We start from the raw sequence: 19,249 nt of genomic DNA, 5'->3' as shown, positions 1-19,249 counted from the left end.
AGATTGGTGCTCCGCCAGACGTGAATCCTGGAAGGACTGTTCCATCCATGGGACAAAGCCCCCGACGCCTGCAATCTCCGCCGCCCTCGTGCGTACGGCTTGGGACAACCCGTCTGGCTGGAGTTTCCTCCAGGGTGTGCCCTAGAGTCCCACACGCTCCTCATGCGCTGTCCTTCCTGTCAGAACGAGAATGATGCGGGCGCCGCCTGGTGCGACATGTGCGGCATGGATCTGGCGTCTCCCAGCCCGGCTCCGGCCGCCGGGAGCGCTCCCGCCCCCCGGCCTCCCCAGCAGCCGGCCAACCCGCATCAGAAGCGTCACACCATCTTCGAGCCGGATCCGGCTGCGCCTCCTCCGCCTCCTCAGCGGGGCGCGGACTTCTTCGCCAATCCGCCTCCACCCCGGCCTACCTTCGACCCGCGCGATCCCTTCGCCGCCGCGTCCCTTCCCCCTTCCCGTCCGGCTGCACCGGCTCCGCCTCCCGCTGTCCCGCCGCCGGCTCCCGCCCCCGCCCCTCCGCCCGCCGCCGCTCCGCGCCCCAAGGCCCGCACCATCGTGGAGACCGCCAACGAGGGCTCAGCCGCGGGGCTCGTTCGCGGCGCCCTCTTCGAGTACCGCGGTCCCACCGATCCCGGCCGCGTCCACCCGCTGCGTGCCGGGCGCAACGTGCTCGGCCGCGATTCCGGGTGCGACGTGGTGGTCGATGACGGGCGCGTGAGCGGCCAGCACGCCTTCCTGTTCATCCGCGCCGAGGACGCCTCGTTCATCGATGTCTCCAGCAACGGCTCCGTCGTCAATGGCTCCGTCGTCCATGGCGAGCAGGTCGTCCTGCAGAACCAGGCGGTGATTACCCTGGGCGGGACGACGCTGGTGCTCGTCATCGTCCCCGAGCAGCTGCTGTCCCGCCGCTCCCAATGAGCAGCTCCCGAGGGGGGATGCACATGACTCGCGCTGTCATCACGCTGGCGGGCCTGCTCGCCGCGCTTCTCGGGGGAGCTCCCGCCACCGCCGCGGACAATGGGCTCACCGTGCTCGCGGTGCCGCCCGCGGCCAACGGGCAGACGCGGCTTCAGGTTGAGGTCACCGACCCCACGCTCCAGAAGGAGCTCCGGTCGGGAGGCGCCTTGAAGGACCGCTTCCGGGTCGCCGTGGAACAGGCTGGCGCGCAGGTGTCCACGGTGCGCCGGATGGCTGACTCCTCGGAGGGCCGCTACACGGTGCTCGCCTTCGATCAGTCCGGCTCGTTCTCTCCGTACTGGTCCGAGGCATTCGGGCTCGCGAGGGCTTACGCGGACGAGCTCGGCGCCAGGTCCCGGAACCACACCGTGGCGGTGATGACCTTCGGGAAGAGCAAGGACACGCCCTGCGAGGAGACCACCGCCGCCGGGCTCGAGACGTGTCTGGACAAGGTCGAGCAGTCCGGCACGCGGCAGCTCGTCACCCGGCTCAAGTTCTACATCCAGCAGGCAGTGCGTGACGCCGCTGGCAAGCAGCCGCTGTCGCGAGGCGGCTCGCGCGAGGTCATCGTCTTCACCGACGCCGGTGAGGAGTCGAAGGCGCTCAATGTGAAGGACGTTGCCCGCGAGGCGCGAGACAAGGGTGTGCGCATCCACGTGGTCGCCTTCAGTGGACAGGGCGCGGGCAGGGGCATCGCCCAGCGGCTCGATGACATGTCCCAGCTCGCCGAGGGCTCCGGCGGCCGCTACATCCAGGTGGGGGACGTCGATGCGCAGCAGGCACTCACGGGGCTCGTGGGCGCGTTGGAGAACATCTACTGGCTGGACGTGGCCTTCTGTGGCGTGAAGCCCGGGCAGACCGCGGATCGGCTCTCCGTCGAGGGACTCTCGGGCCGTGCCGCCACCGCGTGGAGCGACTCCATCTCCTTCCGGCAGAGGGCCGAGGGCGGGGCGACGGCCGCATGCCCCGGCACCGTCGCACTGGGCCCTTCTCCGGCTCGGACGGGGACGGGCTCGAAGACGGGCGCCTCCGGAACGGTCACTCCACCGGGGAAGGGGACGGCCAACTCCGGAACCTCTACACAGCCCGGCTCCACCCCGGGAAGCGCCGGCTCCGCGACCCGGCCCGGGAAGGCGACGGGCAACACGGGCTCCTCGCAGCCCGGGGCCGCGAAGGGGACTCCCGGGGCGGGCTCGAGCGGGAGCACCGCGGGCACTTCCGGTTCGTCCGCGCAGTCGGGCTCTCCAGCGGGAAGCCCTGGCACCTCAGCTCCCTCGGGGACTCCCGGGTCGGCGATGCAACCCGGTGGCTCGATGGGGAGTCCTGTCTCCGAGTCGGTTTCGCGAGGGCTTCCCTGGTGGCTGCTCGCCCTGCTCGCTGGCCTGGGGCTGCTCCTGCTGCTGGTGCTCATCGTGCTGCTCTCCCGGCGCCGCTCGGAGCCCGCTCCGGCTCCCCAGGTATCGACGCCCGTGGTGCCGCCGCCCGCCGCCGAGCCTCCTCCCGCGCAGCCCGAGCCCCCTCCGGCCGCTCCCGCGGTGTGGAAGGATCCCTTCGCCACCCTGCCGGAGACGCGGCTGGTGGTGACCAAGGGGCCCGCCGGGCTCGAGCCGTTCTACCGGGTGACGAAGTCCACGTTCACCATCGGGGCTCGGCCGGGCGAGATGGATCTCACCGTGGAACTGCCGCAGCTCAGCGGCCACCATGTGACCGTGCAGCTCTTCAAGATGGGCAACGTCTTCGTCAAGGACGAGCACTCCACCAACGGCACGTTCGTGGACGGGCGCCGACTGAACCCGGGCGAGCGCGTCCAGGTGAAGCCAGGTCAGAGCATCCGCCTGTCACAGCAGCTGGAGCTCACCCTGGTGCAGCCCGGGCTCCAGCCCGCTGCCGAGTCTCCCTCGGCCGATGTGCCCCTCGTCGCGGCGCCTCCCGTGGCCCCCGCCGCTGCCCAGCCGCCCTCCGAGGCACCTCGAGCGAAGGCCCGGACCCTGTATGCACCCGCGAGGGGAGATGACGAATGAGCCTCCCGCTCTACATCCACGGGAGTACCGACGTCGGCCGTCAGCGCGCTCAGAACGAGGACTCCTACCGCATCGCCGCCCAGCCGGACGGCTCCCGGTTGCTCATCGTGTGCGACGGCATGGGCGGTCACGAGGCCGGTGAGGTGGCCAGCCAGGTGGCCAGCGATCGCATCGTGGAGATGCTCGCCGCGAGCTCGCCCGACAACGCGCCCCGCGCCATCTACCAGGCGTTCATCGAGGCCAACCAGGCCGTGCTCGATGCCTCACGCACTCGAGGCGCCGAGGGCATGGGGACCACGGGCGTCGTCGCCTGGGTGAGCGGCTCGCGCTGCTATGTGGGCTGGGTGGGTGACAGCCGCCTCTACCAGTTCCGGGCGGGCGCCCCCATCGACCGTACGCGAGACCACACGCGCGTCGCCCAGATGGTGAGCCACGGCATCCTCAAGCCCGAGGAGGCGCGGAACCACCCCGATGCGCACGTGCTCGTGCAGGCGCTGGGAGGGAGCCCGGGCGTCCAGAAGAGCTTCAAGCCCGAGGTGTGGACGGAGCCCCTGGAGTTGCGGTCCGGCGACGTGGTGCTGCTGTGCAGCGACGGGCTCTACGACTTCATCGAGGACCACGAGCTGTATCCGCTCATCGAGGGCCAGGACTACCAGGATGCGGTGACGCGGCTCATCCAGACGGCCAACGAGCGGGGCGGAGCGGACAACATCACGGTCATCCTGCTCGTGGCGGGGCAGCCCGAGGTGCCGCGGACGGCGAAGGGTACCGCGCAGGCCCGGAGGGAGACGCTCCCGGATGGCATGCCGATGCTCTCGCTCGTGCCCGTGTCCTCGGAGCAGGCCACCCCCGTGACTCCAAGCGCGCCGGTGATGCGGACTCCTCCTGCTCCCGAGCCTCGGATGAAGGACGCGCCCGTGCCCACGGAGATCGCCGGACGCAATGTTCCCCTGTGGTGGCTGCTCGCGACGGGCATCGTGGCCCTGGGACTGGGCCTCGCCCTGGGACTGCGGGCCGCGAGCCATGGCACTTCCTCCTCGGCGGATGCGCCGGCTCCCTCACCGGCACCGAGGCCCTCGCCTCCCGGGTCCCAGGGCAACCCGGGGCCGCAGGACGCGGGCGTCGTGCGAGCCGGACCTCCCGCCGGAATGGAGACGCCACACACTCCCGCACCGGTTCGCTCGGGTGGCTCGCGCGTCTCGGAAGCCGGAGGGAAGTGATGGCCCGCGCGCTTCCGGCGCTGCTCACCGCCGTGTGGCCCCTGGCCCGGGGACACGTTTCTTCTTCAAGGTGGAACTCTAGATGACGCTCGCGCAGCTCGTCCTGCCCCTGCTCCTGTCCGGCGCGGCCGGTGGGGGCAATGAGATCGTCCTCATCCTCGACAACTCGTGCTCCATGGGCGTGGAGGCCCGGGATGACAGGGGCCGCCGCGTTCCGCCCAATGATCCCGAGCGCGCCGCGGTGCTCGGCACGCTCGTCGTCGAGGGACTGGCGCGAGGCTCGGCCGACCGGGTCAACGTGCTGGCCTTCGGTGATGGCAAGGAGGCTCCGCCACGGCCGGCCCGGAGCGCGGACGACATCCGCGCGCTGCCCTACTCCAACGGCACCTTCTTCCGCCGCCCGCTGGAGGAGGCGGGCAACCGGCTGCGAGGCTCGGCGCTCCAGAAGCGGCTGTTCCTCTTCTTCACCGACGGTATCCCCGAGGACCTGAGAGACCCCGCCGAGGGGCCCAGAGCGCTGGGGCTCTCCGAGTCCGCCGAGTTCGAGACACTGGTCATCGGCCTCTTCGGGAGCGACGAGGTCCGCCAGACGGGCGAGCAGTTCCTCCGGCCGCTGGCGAGAGACCCGCAGAAGGATCTCATCTTCGTGCAGACGCCGCGCGAGGTGATTGGCGCCTTCACGAGAGGCTATGCGCACGTGCTCGGCTCGAGGCCGGAGACGGGCTCGCTGTCGCCGGGGGAGGCGAAGACCTTCGAGGTGGGCAAGTACGTGGTGGAGGTGCTGGTGGCGACCGCGTCGGCGTCGCCCGGGCCCGAGTACACGGCGAAGCTGGAGGGCCCCGAGGGGGATGTTCCGTCCCAGGCATCGGGAGACAACGGGTGCCCGCCGGGTATCCGTTACGCGGGAGCACCGAAGCTGTGCCGGCCGCCGCACCGCCACTACCAGGTCTTCCGGGCGCCGAACTCACCGGACCAGCGCAGCCGCTGGACGCTGTCACTGCCGAAGGGGGCGGGTGCCATCGATTACGGCCTCATCCTCCGTTACGACCTCGAGGCCTCGCTGGCCGTGCCAGCCACCGCGCGAGTGGGGGAGTCGGTGCGGCTCGACGCGCGGCTGCTCTTCCGAGGGAAGACGTTCGACGACGAGACCTTCTTCCAGGCGGACGGCTTCACGGCGGTGGCCACGGTTGACGGGACGGAGGTGCCCCTGCGTCACGAGGGAGGAGGGCGCTTCGTGGCGGACTGGACACCCACGGAGCCGTCGCGGGATGGCGCATCCATGCCCGTGCAGGTGACCTTCCGCAACGCGTGGATGGAGCAGAGCGCTCGCCGGTCCATGCAGGTGGAGGGCTTCCTCGACTTCGCCCTGGTGCCGAACCCGGCCTCGCTCGACTTCGGCGCGTGGCGGGGTGAGCGAAACGAGACGCGCCGGTGCTCGGTGGTGGACCTGTCGCGCTCCACGAACGCGGATCGCATTCCCATCCAGTGCACGGCTCAGGGGACCGTGGAGGGAGGCGTGTTGAGCTGTGCTCCCGTGGCGGGCTCGGAGGCGGACCTGGGGGGAGGCCGCAAGGGACAGCCGCTCAAGTATGAGGTCTGCTTCACCGCCCAGGGGTGCTGCGGAAACATCAAACCACCGGGCATCGGAGTCCATTTCGCCGCGACCCACCCGCACTACGAGGCCGCCGCTGTGACGGTCCCGACACTCGTGCAGGTATCCGAGACGGGGTGGCTGCGTTGCTGGTGGCCATGGCTGGCATTGCTGGGAGGGATGCTTGGCTTTGGCTGGGTTGTCGCGGGATTCGTCCGGCCGAGCGACTTCGATCCATCCGCGTGTGTCTACGGGGCGGGCTCGGAGATGGGACTCAAGCGCGCCTCGGCGCTCACGCTGCGAGAGACTCCCGGAGGGACGCGAGGCTTCTACCGCAACGCCCGTATGTGTTTGAACGCAGGTGGAGACTTCGTGCGCTCTCCACGAGCGGCCGTGCTGGTGCTCGAAGCGGGGCCTGGGGGCTCCACACGCTTCGTCACCGCCGCGGGCCTGGAGCGCAAGGTGCAGCGCACCGGAAAATGGGAGCCCGTACCAGCCGAGGAACTGGCCCTCGGATACACGCCCAACACGGTGTATCGGATTGGCAATCTCCACATGAAATGGAGTTGATCCCGGCTCGGTCATGCGCCTCGGCGTCCGGGTGTTTGTTGCCCGACTGCTGCGTCCCCGCTGTGCTTGCTCCCTCTTGCGCGGTGGTGGAAACGTGGGGGCGAAGCGCGCCAGCGCAATGGGGCCCTCGAGTCCAGGGAGGAGCTGTGAGATGGATCGCTCTCATGATGTCCGTCGCGGTGGCCATCACCGGGTGCGCTCACGCGCAACAGCCAGAGCGACGTATCTACGTCATTTCCGACGATGCGCAGGGGGTTGGCACTGCTCTCGGAACGGGGGGCTCTGGCTTCCGTAATTGCGATAAGGAGCAGAATGAGTGTTTTGATGATTGTTGGAAGACCGAGCCTCTGCCATACCCTCATGAAAAGCGTGACGGAGCGTTCTACCAATACTGCACCAGTGAGTGTCTCAAGGTGTATATGGAATGCGAAAAGGCAAATGAAAAGAAAGTGAAGGAATTGAAATTCTCGCGTGTTGACGAGGCGATTGAGTGGATCAGAAGCCACAAGGCCCAGGTGGCTCTTGGCACGGTCGTCGTTATCGCTGGCGTTGCCTTTGTCATCACGACAGGCGGTTCTGGCGCGCTGATTCTGGCCCCTCTCGCCCTCTGATCCGGTGTGCCAATGATCTATAATCCAGACTTTGATGTTGATGCGGTGATGAAGGTGCTCGGTACCATCAGCGATAAATACTCGGAGGGCTCGCCAGAAGACGAGGCACTCCGGATTGCTGCGGTGTCGTTGCTCTATGTCCGTGACATCCAGAAGCTGGAGGAGTACCGCAAATATTTCCAGGAGTTCGTCACCGGTAAGCCCATCATTGTTTCTCAATCGTTCGCGACGAGAGAGGATGCGGACAAGTGGCTCGCCAGTGGAAATGCCAAGGAATTTGATCTTGTTGAAATCGCTGGCCAGGGTTTTGTCGTTTATGGTCTGCCAAAGGTTCTAAAGTTCGCTCCGGCGCCCCTGCCGCACGAACTTCAACCCCCGGAAACGAAGGCAGATCCGAAGTAGGTGCTCTGATGCCACGAAGCCCCGTGCGTCGCCATGGAAGAGCCCCTGCCCCCTGGGGCTTTCCCGACTGTACGACGAATGGGGCGTTCTCGACGAGCTGGCGGGGCTGCTGTCGCCTCCGAAGTGAATAGGGCGGGGCCTGCATTCGCGGTACCGACCCCCGGTTCCGGTTCATGCAATCGGAACCGGCCCTCTTCGTATTGGCTCGGAATGTGACTCCCGGTGCAGCCTCCTCGGCCAGCAAGCAAGGGCCCTCGGGCTCGGGCGGCACATGGTATACCACCCAGGTACTCTCTACCTGCAGTGGAGCTGATCGAAGGGGGAAGCCTTGGGGCTGCTCACGACGGAGAAGTTCAACCCGACCTTGTTCGTGGGTCTCGGCGGTAACGGCGGGAAGATCGTCCAGTTGCTCGCCGGCCGGTTGCGCCGCCATCCCAACTGGGAGCGCATCAAGTCGATGACCCACTTCGTGGCCATCGACACCAACAAGGACGACCTCGACAAGCTCAAGGACGTCCCGGTCGAGAACCGCTTCCTCATCTCCGCCTTCGACGCTCGCGCCTACATCGAGCGCAAGCGCGGTCAGCGCGAGCTCCAGGAGGACAAGCTCGTCACCCAGTGGGTCCCCTCCACCTACCAGTTCCGCTCCACCCAGGGCGCCGGCGCCGGGCAGATCCGCATGGAGAGCCGCCTGCGCCTCTACTACAACCTCGAGGAGGACCGGCGCGGCATCCGCAAGGCCCTCCAGAAGTTGCTCGACGAGTCCACCCGCCGCGAGAACCCCTGGCGCGACAACGAGAACCGCGTCGTCCGCGTCATGCTCTACGGCTCCGTGGCCGGTGGCACCGGCTCGGGCGGCTTCTTGCCCATGGCGTACCTGCTGCGCCGCATGGTGCTCGACGCGGGCTGGGGCCGGCCCAACGTCACGGGCGTGCTCACCCTGCCCACCGCCTTCCTCGACAAGGTGAAGCCCCAGCTCCACCCGGACATCCTCGCCAACGGCTACTCCGCCCTGAAGGAGCTGGAGTACCTCAACCGGCAGCTCGATTACGCGGGCGGCTCGGGGGAGCTCGAGTTCCACTACGACCCCGGCAGCCAGGACCGCGACCGCCAGGTCGTCGCCGAGCGCCCCTTCACGCTCACCTACCTCATCGACCGGCCGGACCAGCTCTCCATCGAGAAGTACGAGAACGCGGTGGCCGACGCCTGCTACCTGCAGATCTTCTCGCCGCTGCTCGGCGCGCAGGTCGGTGAGTACGACAACTACGAGAAGCACCAGAAGAAGCTCGCCCTGGGCCACTTCTCCGTGCACTACGGCTCGTTCGGCACCGCGCTGTTGCAGCTCCCTCGGCGGGACATCCTCAAGTACGCGGGCCTGCGCTACGTGGCGAGCGCCTTCCGGCAGTTCCTCTGCTTCGGCGCGGACCATCCGGACTTCCAGGTGCCCTATGGCGACCCGGCCTTCCAGCGGCTGGAGCCCAACGAGAAGAACCGCCGCATCGACGAGAAGTTCAAGGGCTACGTCGCCTTCCGCGCCTCCGAGGAGGAGCGCCGCGATGAGAAGGGCCAGTTCTACGGAATCCAGCAGCAGATCGGGAAGGGTGGGAAGAACCTGGCCGAGGCCTTCCGCGAGAAGCTCGAGGCCATCTTCGGGAGGCTGGACGAGCAGATCGACATTCCAGACGTGGAGAAGCAGTCCATCAACCCGGGCAACCCCTCGCTGAGCCGCGCCATCGCGGTGCTGCGGCGTGCCAAGGACGAGTCGCGCGCCCGCGTGTGTGGCGAGTACCTCGAGGCCCAGCGCGGTGACGTGCGCACCGGCCGCTTCTTCGAGTCCTTCTTCAAGGAGTACGAGGTCAACCCCATCGCCCAGCGGCTCTTCCTCGTGCGCCTGCTGGAGCAGTCCTTCATCGTCCCGTTCAAGGACCCGGAGGAGGGCGCCTACCTCAAGGCCGATGGCACTCCGCCCGACCTGGACAGCCCGGAGCTGCGGCAGGAGGTTGCGCGGCTCGACTCGGAGATGACGAAGCAGGCGCAGCCCGGCTTCTTCCAGAGCCTCACGGACCGGGACAACAAGGCCTTCGCCACCGCGAAGCTGCGTGCCGTGGCCAAGGTGGAGGGCTGGGCCAACGAGTTCCGCGACGAGATCAAGCGCTTCTTCTGGAAGTCCTTCGAGAGCGAGCTGCGCAAGGACGCGGAGGCGCGGCTGGAGTCCTTCCGCAAGGTGGCCCAGGTGGCCGACGAGCGCGCCCGTGACGCCGAGTCCCAGGCCGAGCGTTTCCGCAAGGATCCGGCCGCGGTGGACCCCGCGTCCGACGTGGCGCAGTTCTACCTGGACGCCGAGGTGCTCCGCGACGACCGGCGCCGCGAGCGGTTGTGGAAGGAGTTCTACGCCCACAAGCTCGACAGCGACGCGAACTTCCGCGTGGCCGACATCTTCGACGCCGTCACCGAGGCCTTCACGCCAGTGCGAGACCCCAGCGGTCAGCTCCGCGCCCGCGACGCCAATGAGATCGTCACGCACGTGCGCGGCAGGTTGGAGGCCCAGGCGCTCCAGGTCTACAGCCGGGTGATGGAGGAGATGGGGCTCGATCTGGGCACGGGCCTGGACCTCGAGCAGCGCTACATCGCCCTGCAGAAGGCCGGGAAGGACCTGGAGGAGTTGCGACGCAAGGGCAAGTTGGAGGACGAGCTGCGCGCCGTGTCCGCCACCGAGGTGCGCCGGGGCATCGAGGACCGGCTCAAGCGCCTGTCCGACGAGTGCGTGCTGCTGGCCCATGTCGATGCCACGCGCCGTGATGATCCCACGGTGACGCCCGCCGATGTCTTCTACGCCGGCCTGCACGACAAGTACGCCAGCGACGAGGAGGGCTCGCTCTGGAGCGTCCTCAAGGGCGTGGTGTCCGGCACGAACCGCGTGGCGGGCTGGGAGGAGCGCGACTCGCTGGTGCTCTACCGCGCGCTGCTCGGCGTCCCCGTGTACTGGTTCAAGAACGTCCAGTCGGACCTGTACTCCGGCTACAAGCGCGTGCGCGACGACAAGAACCGCACCTATCCGTTGCACATCGAGGCGCTTTGGGAGTCCTCGCCGGGCCTGCCCGACCTGGACCCGGTGGAGCTCAAGCGCGCCGAGGAGCGCCGCGCCACCGAGCGCTCCGCCCAGGCCTCCCGCGAGGCCCGAGAGACCCGGCTGCGCGCCTTCACGCTGTGCGCCCTGTTCGGCGGCATCTCGCGCGACGACGAGGGCTACCACTGGAGCTTCGCCGGCACGAAGAACAAGCTGGCGCCGGACCGGGCGCGTGCCTTCGAGGCCTTCGAGGCGCTCGATCCCGTGCTGCGGGGCGACCTGGAGCAGAACGCCCGGGACTCGTGGGTGAACGCGACGGCGGAGCGGCCCGCGCGCAACAAGCTGCTGGAGGAGGTGCAGGCCCACCAGCGCCGCCTCACTGAGGCCTATGCTCGCGCCGTCTCCGAGCAGAAGGACTCCGAGCGCCGCTTCCTCCAGGACGAGCGGACCGTGGTGGAGGCGCTCGCCGCCGAACTGAGGAGCTAGCTTGGACGCCGCCGTCTCGTACCCCACCGTCCTGCTCGGACTGGGGCGCTTCGGCCACGATGTCATCGGCCGCGCCCTCCAGTCCCTGGAGGCTTCTTCGCCGCTGTTGGGCGTGCTGCGCTGCGAGCCCTCGGGCGTGGCCGCCGGGCTCCATCCCCTGCTGGAGGACCTGTTGCGCGCGGGCCGTGGCTCAGGCGAGCGGCGCGATCAGCGGTTGGATGTCATGGCCTTCGCCGCCGCGTTGCAGGGCGGTGACGAGGATCTGCTCGTCGCGTGCGAGCAGGCCGCGCGCCTGCTGGCCGAGGGTTATGGCGCCATGTTCCCTCCGGACCGGCCGCCGGAGCAGCGCACCGCCATGTTGCACCTCGTCGTGCAGGTGCCGGCGCTGTCCAATCCCCGGGCGTCCGTGGCGCTCGCGCGGCTGGCCGCCCTGGAGAGCTGGGCCCGTTCGCGTCCCGTGTTCCCCCTGTTGGCCCGCATCTGGGTCGTGTCCCAGCAGACCGCCGCGGGCACCCTCACCTCCGAGGAGATGGTGTCCACCTGCGCGTCCTTCGCGCTCGGCATGGTGGCCTCGGGGCTGCGCATCGAGGACGAGGTGTCCCGCCGCATGGCCCACCCGGCTCGTGACGAGGGGCTCGTGGGTTTCGTCTCGCTGGCCTCGGTGGAGCTGCCCGAATCGCGCCTGCGCTCCTACGCCGCCGCCCGTGCCGCCTATGACGGACTGGGTGTGCTGGTGGAGCGAGTGCAGGAGCCCGGGACGGATGCCACCCTGGCCATGGGTGCTGTCTCCGCGCTCCAGCATGACCGGTGGCTCGCGCCCTTTGTCGAGGGTCAGGCCGCGCAGCTCTCCCGTCGTCTCGCGGCGGAGCTGTCCCGATCGCCAGTGGACCTGCCCGCGGAGATCCGCGTGGGGCCGCTCGATACTCCGGAGGAGATCCGCGCCAACCACTCGGGGCTCTTCAAGCCAGCGTCCGTGGAGTCCGCGACCACCACCGTGGACCAGGCCCGCACCGATGAGACCTTCCGCGCGCTCGACCGTGCCGAGGCTGACGTGGCCACCGCGGTGGAGCAGGGCATCCAAGCGGTGTTCGATGCCTCGCTCGGGCCCACGTCGGGCCTGTCCCAGCTCCCCGCCGTCGAGCAGGGGCTGAAGCGCGTCGTCGCGCAATTGCATGACGAGCAGGTCCAGGAGGACGCGGCGCTGCGGAAGTTGGACCCGTCGCAGCCCTCGGGCCCTCCCGTGGATCCTCATCGCGAGGAGCTGGAGCACGCCCTCATGGAGCTGCCCTCGCGAAGGCTGGCGCTGGCGGCCGCGGCGGCGCTCGCCCTGGCCGTGCTGCTGGGAGTCTCCTTCGGCACGTTGTCCTTCATGACTCCGGCCGCGGCTCCTGCTGGCACGGTCCCCTCGCACGTCGTGGTGTCGGCTTCGGCCACCCCGGCCACTCCGGGCTTCGACTGGCACGAGGCCCTGCCGTGGATTCTCGGAGTGCTCGCCGCGCTGGGCGCCGGGGGCGGGTGGCTCTACTTCGTTGGCCACCACACGCGAAAGGAAGTGCGCCGCGTGCTGAAGCTCCGGCGTGATGCTCTGGAGTCGCTCGTCAGCCGGGGTGGGGGAGGGCGGCGCGCGAAGCAGGCGGAGCTGCAACTCGTGGTGCGCCGCAAGCGTGCCCGCCGAGGGGCCATCCTCGCCCTGGAGAACGCCGTGGCCCGGTTGCAGGCCGTGCGTCACGCGCTGCTGGAGGCGAGAGATCGCAAGCGTCAGGAACTCCTGGCGCTCGGGGTGACTCCGGCCGCCGAGGCCCGCCTGGATGACCTCGGGCCACTGCTCGGGGCGGGGGGGCTGCTCCATGGCTCGCTGGTGCCGCCGGAGGTCATCAGCCGGTGGATCGCCGCGCGCCGGGAGATCTCCGAGGATCGTGTCTGGGCGGACCGGCTGCTCGAAGGTGCCTGGCCCGAGGGCGGGCTGCTCGAGGACGTCCCGTGCGGAGACCCCGAGCGCATCGCCGAGCTGAGCCGGCGCCAGGTGCAGCCGATGGGTGAGCGCAGCGTGCTGGATGACGCCGAGGGCGGCCAGCAGGCGGCGGATGTGTTGCGCGACTTCGGCTCGAGGATGGGGGCGGTGCTCGCTCCGCCGTGCCAGCCGCTGAACGCGCATGGAGACCCGGTGCTCGGCCTGCGTCCGGGCGAGGGCTTCGTCATCGCTCCGTCCGCGGGGCGTGACACGCTCGATGCGGGCCTGCGCGATGTGCCCACGCGCCTGCCCGTGCTCTGGTCTCCCTCGAAGGCCGCGCGGGTCATCTTCCTGCGCACCTGGGAGGGCTTCTCCGTGGAAGAGATGACGCGAGGGGCTCGCTCCATGCCGCAGCAGGCCGTGGCCGCCCCGCGAGGTGTGCGATGACCTTGCAGCTCCCGCATCCGTCCGTCCTGGCGACGCTCGCCTACCTGATGGTCTGGGGGTCGGTGCTCGTCACGCCCGCTCTGGCCTGGGCCCTGGCGGCGCTCGTGGTGGGTCCCGGCCCCAACTCGCGCTGGCGCCGTGCCGCCCTCCCCGTGGGCAAGGCCGTCTTCGTCACCCTGGCACTGGTGCTCGTCACCCGTCTGGTGGAGGCCGCCAGTGCCTCCATGCAGGGCGGACCGCTCGGGTGGCTCGCCACGCTCACGGCGCTGCCCCAGCTCACGGGCCCGGGCGGCGCTCCGGTGTCGGTGCAGGCGACCTGGCTCCCCGTGGACGCGGTCCTGCTGGTGGCCCTGCCTCATGCCGCCGTCTTCCTCCTCGCGACGGCGGTGTTCGCTCTCCAGGAGTCGAACCACCAGAGCCTCACGTCCTTCCGCGTGCCGCTCGCGGATCCGCTGGCGCTCGTCCTGATGGCGGTGCCGGTGCTGGCCCTCATCGCGGTGGATGCGCCGTGGCGGCAGGACAAGCCCCGCGTGCTGCTGGATGTCGCGGCCGTGCTGCCCATGCTGTGCGTGGCGCTCGCGGTGTGGACGCGCGCCGAGCGTGTCGCGCCTCCTCCCGTGAAGGAAGAAGCGCCGCAGCCCCAGACGCCAGCGCCCCTGCGTGCGGACGTCCCGGCGATGTGGCGGAAGCTGGGGGCCATCGAATCGAACGGTCGTCCGCTTCTCGCGACCCAGGGAACGGACCACCAGGAGCCGGCTCCGGCCTGGAGCGCCTCGGCATGGCGGGACGCGGGCGCCACCGGGGCTCCGCCTCGGGCGCTCGAGGAGATCGCCAACGCGTGGAGCACCCCCACCCAGGGCTGGTTGGTGGGAGACCTGCCCGACCCGACCGAGCGCCACTTCCTCACCTCGAGCGTGCTGCTCGCGCTCCAGCGCGAGGGCCTGCCCTGCCTCGTCATCAGCGACGAGCCGGAGGCGCTGCGCGACGCGGTGCTCGAGGCCATTGCCCGCAGTGGCTCATGGCCCTCGGGGCCGCTGCTGGCCGGCGAGGCGGCGATGCGCGAGGCCTTCGCGGGCAACCGGATGCCGGCCGCCGTCTTCCTGGACGTGGAGCAGCTGTCCGCCGGCGGCATCCGCGCGCTCTCCGAGACACGCGGCGGTTGTGGCCGGCTGTGGGCCCGCTCCGTGGGGCTGGTGCTCCTGTCTCGCGTCGACCGGGGCACACCGCTCGCCTCCACGCACCGCATGTTCACCCTGCGGCGGCTGGAGCTGGCGCTGTCGGCGGCGGGGGCTCGCTGGAATGTGCTGGCCACGGGCGTGGGAGGCGCGGGCACCCGGGGGCTGGTGGAGCAGATGTTCCCGGGCATCTCCGTCCGCGAGGTCCCCTTCACGCCTCGGGCGGCGGCTCCCGTGCGGGTCTGGCGCGTGGCCGAGGGCTTCCGAGCCCAACCCGGGACGCCCTGGGTCCGCCGGGCCTTGGAGCCGGTGGTGGGGGCGAAGCTGCCCGCGGCGGTGGGAGACCCGGGAGGTGCTTTCGATCTCAAGGCCGTGGATTTCTGGGGCGGCGAGCTGCGCTTCGTGCGCGACGTGTCCCTCTTCGGCGTGGCCTCGGTGGGCACGCTGGATGAGGCGTGGCTGGTGGCCGCGTACCGGGCGCTCCCGCACCGGGTGCCGCTGGCGGACGGGCAGCCACATGACGCGCTGTGGGGGCTCGCCGACAACCCGGTGACGCGCTTCCTCACGCGGGATGGCAACCTGGATGGCCTGTCCCGCCACGGCATGCTGATGCCGCCGCGTCCGCTCGTGGGCTACCACAACGGCGCGCTGGCATCGGCCCACCTCAAGGCCGCGATGCAGGAGGGCTCGCAGGACGTGGAGTCCCTGGCGGCCGTCTTCGGGCGCTCGCGCGTGGAGCAGGTGCTGGGGCCGAAGTTCCGGCCCGAGCGGCACGTGGTGCGGCTGGCCCCCGGCCGCGAGCCCGTGCGCAGCCCCGTCGTCCCCGCCGGAGTCTCCGAGGCCGTCAACCCGCTGCGGCGCACTGTGAGCGAGCAGGTGGTGCGCATCCTGGATGTGCACAGCGGCCAGCTCCTCACGGAGGTGGACCGGCTGCTGGTGGAGACGCGCTACTACCCGGGCCGCGTGTTCGCCGTGGGCGATGCACGCTACGAGGTGCCGCTGCACTCGCTGGACACCAAGCGCAACGAGCTGCGCGTGAAGCCGGTGCCCAACGACCGGCCGCTCACCCGGCCGCAGCTGCGCATCCAGTTCGAGTCCGCCCACGTGGTGGAGTCCCCGCAGACGGTGCGCACCGGGCGGTGCGTGTACCAGGTGTGCACGCTGGACGCGACGGTGGTGGAGAGCGTCACCGGCTACTCACAGGTGGGGCGGCCGGGGAGGGTGGACGTGGGCGCGGTGAGCTGCCGCTACCGCACCCGCGTGCGAGGCATCTTCTTCCCCGCAGCCACCACGCCCAACGTGCTCGTGCACCTGGCGCGCTCGGTGGATGGGGTGCTGGTGGCGCACCTGCTCTCCAACGACGAGGACATGGACGTGGTGCCGGTGGGGCCGGGCATGTTCCCGGACGCCCCCGCCGGCATCGTGGTGGTGGACCGGTACCTCCAGGGCATGGGCGTGGCCGAGGCGCTGGACCTGTCGCTCGTGGACGACACTTTCAAGTGGGTCCGTGCCATCCTTGCCAACTGTAAGTGCGCGAATGGGTGCCCCGAGTGCACTCCGCAGGACGTGTTGGCGTCCGGCCCCGACAAGTCGGGTGTGCTCGGGCTGCTGGGATAGGCGGATGCAATCGCCAAGACGGATGAGCGTATGAGCCGTGACATGAACCTCCTCCAGCCGGGAACGCAGCTGGATGGCCGTTATGAGGTGGTGAGGCTGCTCGGGCAGGGCGGCATGGCCACCGTGTATGAAGTTCGCCACCTCGGGCTGCACAGCACGCACGCCCTGAAGGTGCTCAACGAGGACCTGGCGCGCACCGACGACATCCGCGCCCGCTTCCTCGCTGAGGGCCGCATCCAGGCGCGTCTGCGCCACCCCCACATCGTCCAGGTGACGGAGATCGTCACCAACCCGGTGGCGGGCCTGGTGATGGACTACATCGAGGGCCCCACGCTCAGTGAGCTCTGCCGGGGCCAGGGGCTGGAGCCGAAGGTGCTCCTCGAGGTCTTCCTGCCGGTGCTGGACGCCATCGAGGAGGCGCACAAGCACAACGTCGTGCACAGGGATCTCAAGCCGGACAACGTCATCGTCGGCAGGGACAGCCGGGGGCGGCTCCAGCCCATGGTGACGGACTTCGGCATCGCCAAGATGCTGGAAGGGGAGGGGACGGACGGAAAGGCGCGCACCCAGGCGGGCGCTCGCATGGGCACGCTGCTGTACATGAGCCCGGAGCAGATCCGCGGGGCTGGCGAGGTGGACGCGCGCACCGACATCTTCGCGCTGGGCGCCATCCTCTACGAGGCCGCCACGGGGCGCGTCGCGTTCCACGCCTCGAGCGACTACGAGACGATGAAGAGCATCGTGGAGGGCACCTACGAGCCCCCCGAGCGCGTCGTGGGCGGCCTGAATCCCGTCATCGCGGGCTGCATCCGCAAGGCGCTGGCCGTGGACCCCGCCGAGCGTTTCCAGGACTGCGCGGCCTTCCGCGAGGCCCTGGAGAAGGTTTTCGATGCGGACCCCACGGTGCCCCAGAAGCCGTCGCGCTCCTACGCGGTGACGCAGGTGGGCAACCCGCCATCCCCGGCTCGGGCGCCCTCCTCGCCGCCCGCTGGCGTCACTCCCGACTCGCATCCGGCCGCCTTCGCGCCGACGTTCGTTTCGGCCGAGTCTCCTCGGGCTCCGGACACGGCCAGGTTCCCCTCCTCCCAGCCGCCCTCCGAGCCCGGCACGCCCGTGCCGCCTCCGCCCGCTCCCTTGCCTGCTCCGTCCGCGCAGGCTCCCTCGGCCCTGGCTCCCTTGCCCCCCTCGGCGCTCCAGCGGGCCCCGGCCAACGCCGTGCGCTCGCAGCAGATGGCGCATGTGGCACCCGGTGTGGCTCCCCACGGCGAGTGGCTCGCGCCGGCCCCCAATGTCTCGCCCGGCCTGGCCCTGGCGTTCAGCCTGCCGTGCGTGTCCGGGTTCGGGCAGATCTACAACGGCCAGGTGCTCAAGGGCCTGTGCGCGCTGGGCCTGTCCATCGTGCTGCTGGCGAATGTGCCGGTGGGCGGGTGCTTCTGGTTCATGGGGTATATCGGGTTCGCGGTGGACGCGTACCGCATCGCCGCCAAGCGCAAGCGTGGCCTGCGCGTGGGCCCCTGGGAGTTCTTCTAGTTGGAGTAGAGTCGCCGCATGTTGAGCCCGGGGAACGTGGTCGAGCGCTACGAGGTGGAGCGCGAGCTGGGCGGCGGCGGCATGGCGCGCGTCTACAAGGTGCGCCACGTGGCCCTGGGCAGCGTGCATGCCCTCAAGGTGTTGGATCCCGAGCTGGTAGGGAACGCCGAGCTCCGGGCCCGCTTCCTCGACGAGGGCCGCATCCAGGCGCGCCTGAAGCACCCGAACATCCTGGGCATCACGGACGTGGTCGCGGCTCCCGGGGTCGCGGGCCTGGTGATGGACTACCTGGAGGGCGAGTCGCTCGACAAATACCTGGCACGCGCGACGCAGCCCCCGGCCGCGGACGAGGTGCGCGACATCTTCCGGCAGGTGCTGGAGGGCATGGGGTTCGCCCACGAGCAGGGCGTCATCCACCGGGATCTCAAGCCCTCGAACATCTTCCTGGAGCAGGTGTACGGCCGGCGGGTGGTGCGTGTCCTCGACTTCGGCATCGCGAAGGTGACCGGCGCCGAGGGCCGGCCGACGACGCGCACGGGCACGCGCATGGGCACGCCGCAGTACATGAGCCCGGAGCAGATCCGGGGGGCCGGGGACGTCACCCTCCGCTCGGACATCTTCTCGCTCGGGGTGACGCTCTACGAGCTGACCACCGGGCTGCCGTGCTTCCAGGGCGAGAGCGACTTCAACATCATGGAGAAGGTCGTCCGGGCCGAGTTCGTGCCTCCGGACGTGGCGCATCCGGGAATCGACCGAGGGCTCGCCGCAGTCATCCTCCGGGCGATGGAACAGGAGCCGGAGCGGCGCTTCGCCTCGTGCCAGGAGTTCGCCGCCGCGCTGGTGGAGCAGGCCCCGGTCGAGCAGGCCGAGGAGCCAGTCCCGGAGGCCCCACCCGCGCCCCGGGTGGCGACGCCGCCGCGAGTGCCCGTGACGAGCGCTCCCGCTCCCGCGCCCGCCGTGGAGCCCGAGCCCGCGCCCGCCCAGGTGCCCGCACCGCGTGCCGTGGCGGTGCGTCAGACGCCTCCCGCCCCCATCCGGGTCGTCGAGCCGGAGCCTCCCGCGCCCATCCAGAAGAGCGCGCCCGCTCCGGTACGTGAGCGCTCGCTGCCAGCGAAGAAGCCCGAGCCTTCCTCTCAGGAGGATGCCGCTCCCCCTCGTCGCAGGGCGTGGCGCTGGGCACTGCTCTTCGCGCTCGCGGGGCTGGCGGCGATGTTCGGCCCGGGCCTCATCGGGATGCTCCTGGGCCGGGTGGCGGAGCCTCCGAGCCTGCCCGCGCCGAAGGGGTCAGTGAACCGAGCTCCGCCCGGTGGCGTGCCGGGTGCCCGGTCGTCCTCGGCCGAGCGGGACGAGAGCCTCCTCATCGAAGTCCGCCCGGCGCACCGCACGACGCTGGAGTTGATGGATCCCCGGGGCAGGAGCTTCACAGTGACGAGCCCCTATGTGGAGCGGAAGCCCGCGCCGGGCGTCTGGCACGTGACGGCGAAGGCCCCGGGGTACGAGGATGAGCGGTGGACCGTCGACGTCACGCCGGGGAAGCCCGCGAGCCTGCGTGTGAGCCTCGCGCTGCGCGTGGGCAGCAATACGCCCTGACGAGAAGTGGTCGA

The 19,249-nt window shown here is 70.1% G+C and carries 11 protein-coding genes; all 11 read left to right on the top strand.

Annotated elements, in window-relative coordinates; genetic code table 11:
• The first annotated feature begins 162 nt into the window (after window positions 1-162).
• Window positions 163-918: an FHA domain-containing protein gene (locus DAT35_RS28555; RefSeq protein WP_146209913.1), complete on the top strand. Its 756-nt coding sequence runs from the start codon at window positions 163-165 to the stop codon at window positions 916-918.
• Window positions 919-941: 23 nt separating this feature from the next.
• On the top strand, window positions 942-2,978 hold the full coding sequence (locus DAT35_RS28550; protein WP_158501909.1) for an FHA domain-containing protein: 2,037 nt from the start codon (window positions 942-944) through the stop codon (window positions 2,976-2,978).
• Window positions 2,975-4,198 (top strand): PP2C family serine/threonine-protein phosphatase, encoded by a 1,224-nt coding sequence (locus tag DAT35_RS28545; protein WP_108070771.1) that lies wholly within the window; start codon window positions 2,975-2,977, stop codon window positions 4,196-4,198. Before DAT35_RS28550 ends, DAT35_RS28545 begins: the two co-directional genes overlap by 4 nt.
• Before the next feature lie 82 nt (window positions 4,199-4,280).
• Entirely contained in the window at window positions 4,281-6,359 is a 2,079-nt protein-coding gene (locus tag DAT35_RS28540; RefSeq protein ID WP_108070769.1) for a vWA domain-containing protein, read from the top strand.
• A gap of 164 nt (window positions 6,360-6,523) precedes the next feature.
• On the top strand, window positions 6,524-6,970 hold the full coding sequence (locus tag DAT35_RS28535) for a hypothetical protein (RefSeq protein WP_108070767.1): 447 nt from the start codon (window positions 6,524-6,526) through the stop codon (window positions 6,968-6,970).
• A gap of 12 nt (window positions 6,971-6,982) precedes the next feature.
• Complete coding sequence (locus DAT35_RS28530; protein WP_108070765.1) at window positions 6,983-7,372, top strand: hypothetical protein; 390 nt, start codon at window positions 6,983-6,985, stop codon at window positions 7,370-7,372.
• Between the two features lie 328 nt (window positions 7,373-7,700).
• Window positions 7,701-10,925 (top strand): tubulin-like doman-containing protein, encoded by a 3,225-nt coding sequence (locus tag DAT35_RS28525; RefSeq protein ID WP_108070763.1) that lies wholly within the window; start codon window positions 7,701-7,703, stop codon window positions 10,923-10,925.
• Between the two features lies 1 nt (window position 10,926).
• The gene (locus DAT35_RS28520) at window positions 10,927-13,323 is read left to right on the top strand and encodes a hypothetical protein (protein WP_108070761.1); all 2,397 of its coding nucleotides are present in this window, start codon (window positions 10,927-10,929) and stop codon (window positions 13,321-13,323) included.
• Window positions 13,320-16,115, top strand: coding sequence for a DUF1998 domain-containing protein (locus DAT35_RS28515; RefSeq protein WP_108070759.1), 2,796 nt, complete (start codon window positions 13,320-13,322; stop codon window positions 16,113-16,115). Before DAT35_RS28520 ends, DAT35_RS28515 begins: the two co-directional genes overlap by 4 nt.
• 30 nt (window positions 16,116-16,145) lie before the next feature.
• Window positions 16,146-17,645, top strand: a complete 1,500-nt coding sequence (locus DAT35_RS28510) for a serine/threonine-protein kinase (protein ID WP_108070757.1) — start codon at window positions 16,146-16,148, stop codon at window positions 17,643-17,645.
• An 18-nt stretch (window positions 17,646-17,663) separates the two neighbouring features.
• Entirely contained in the window at window positions 17,664-19,235 is a 1,572-nt protein-coding gene (locus DAT35_RS28505; RefSeq protein WP_108070755.1) for a serine/threonine-protein kinase, read from the top strand.
• Window positions 19,236-19,249: the final 14 nt, after the last annotated feature.

This window comes from Vitiosangium sp. GDMCC 1.1324 (assembly GCF_003044305.1).
Lineage (GTDB): Bacteria > Myxococcota > Myxococcia > Myxococcales > Myxococcaceae > Archangium.
The sequence above is the reverse complement of the archived record's forward strand: the minus strand, read 5'-3'. Positions and strand labels throughout refer to the sequence as shown.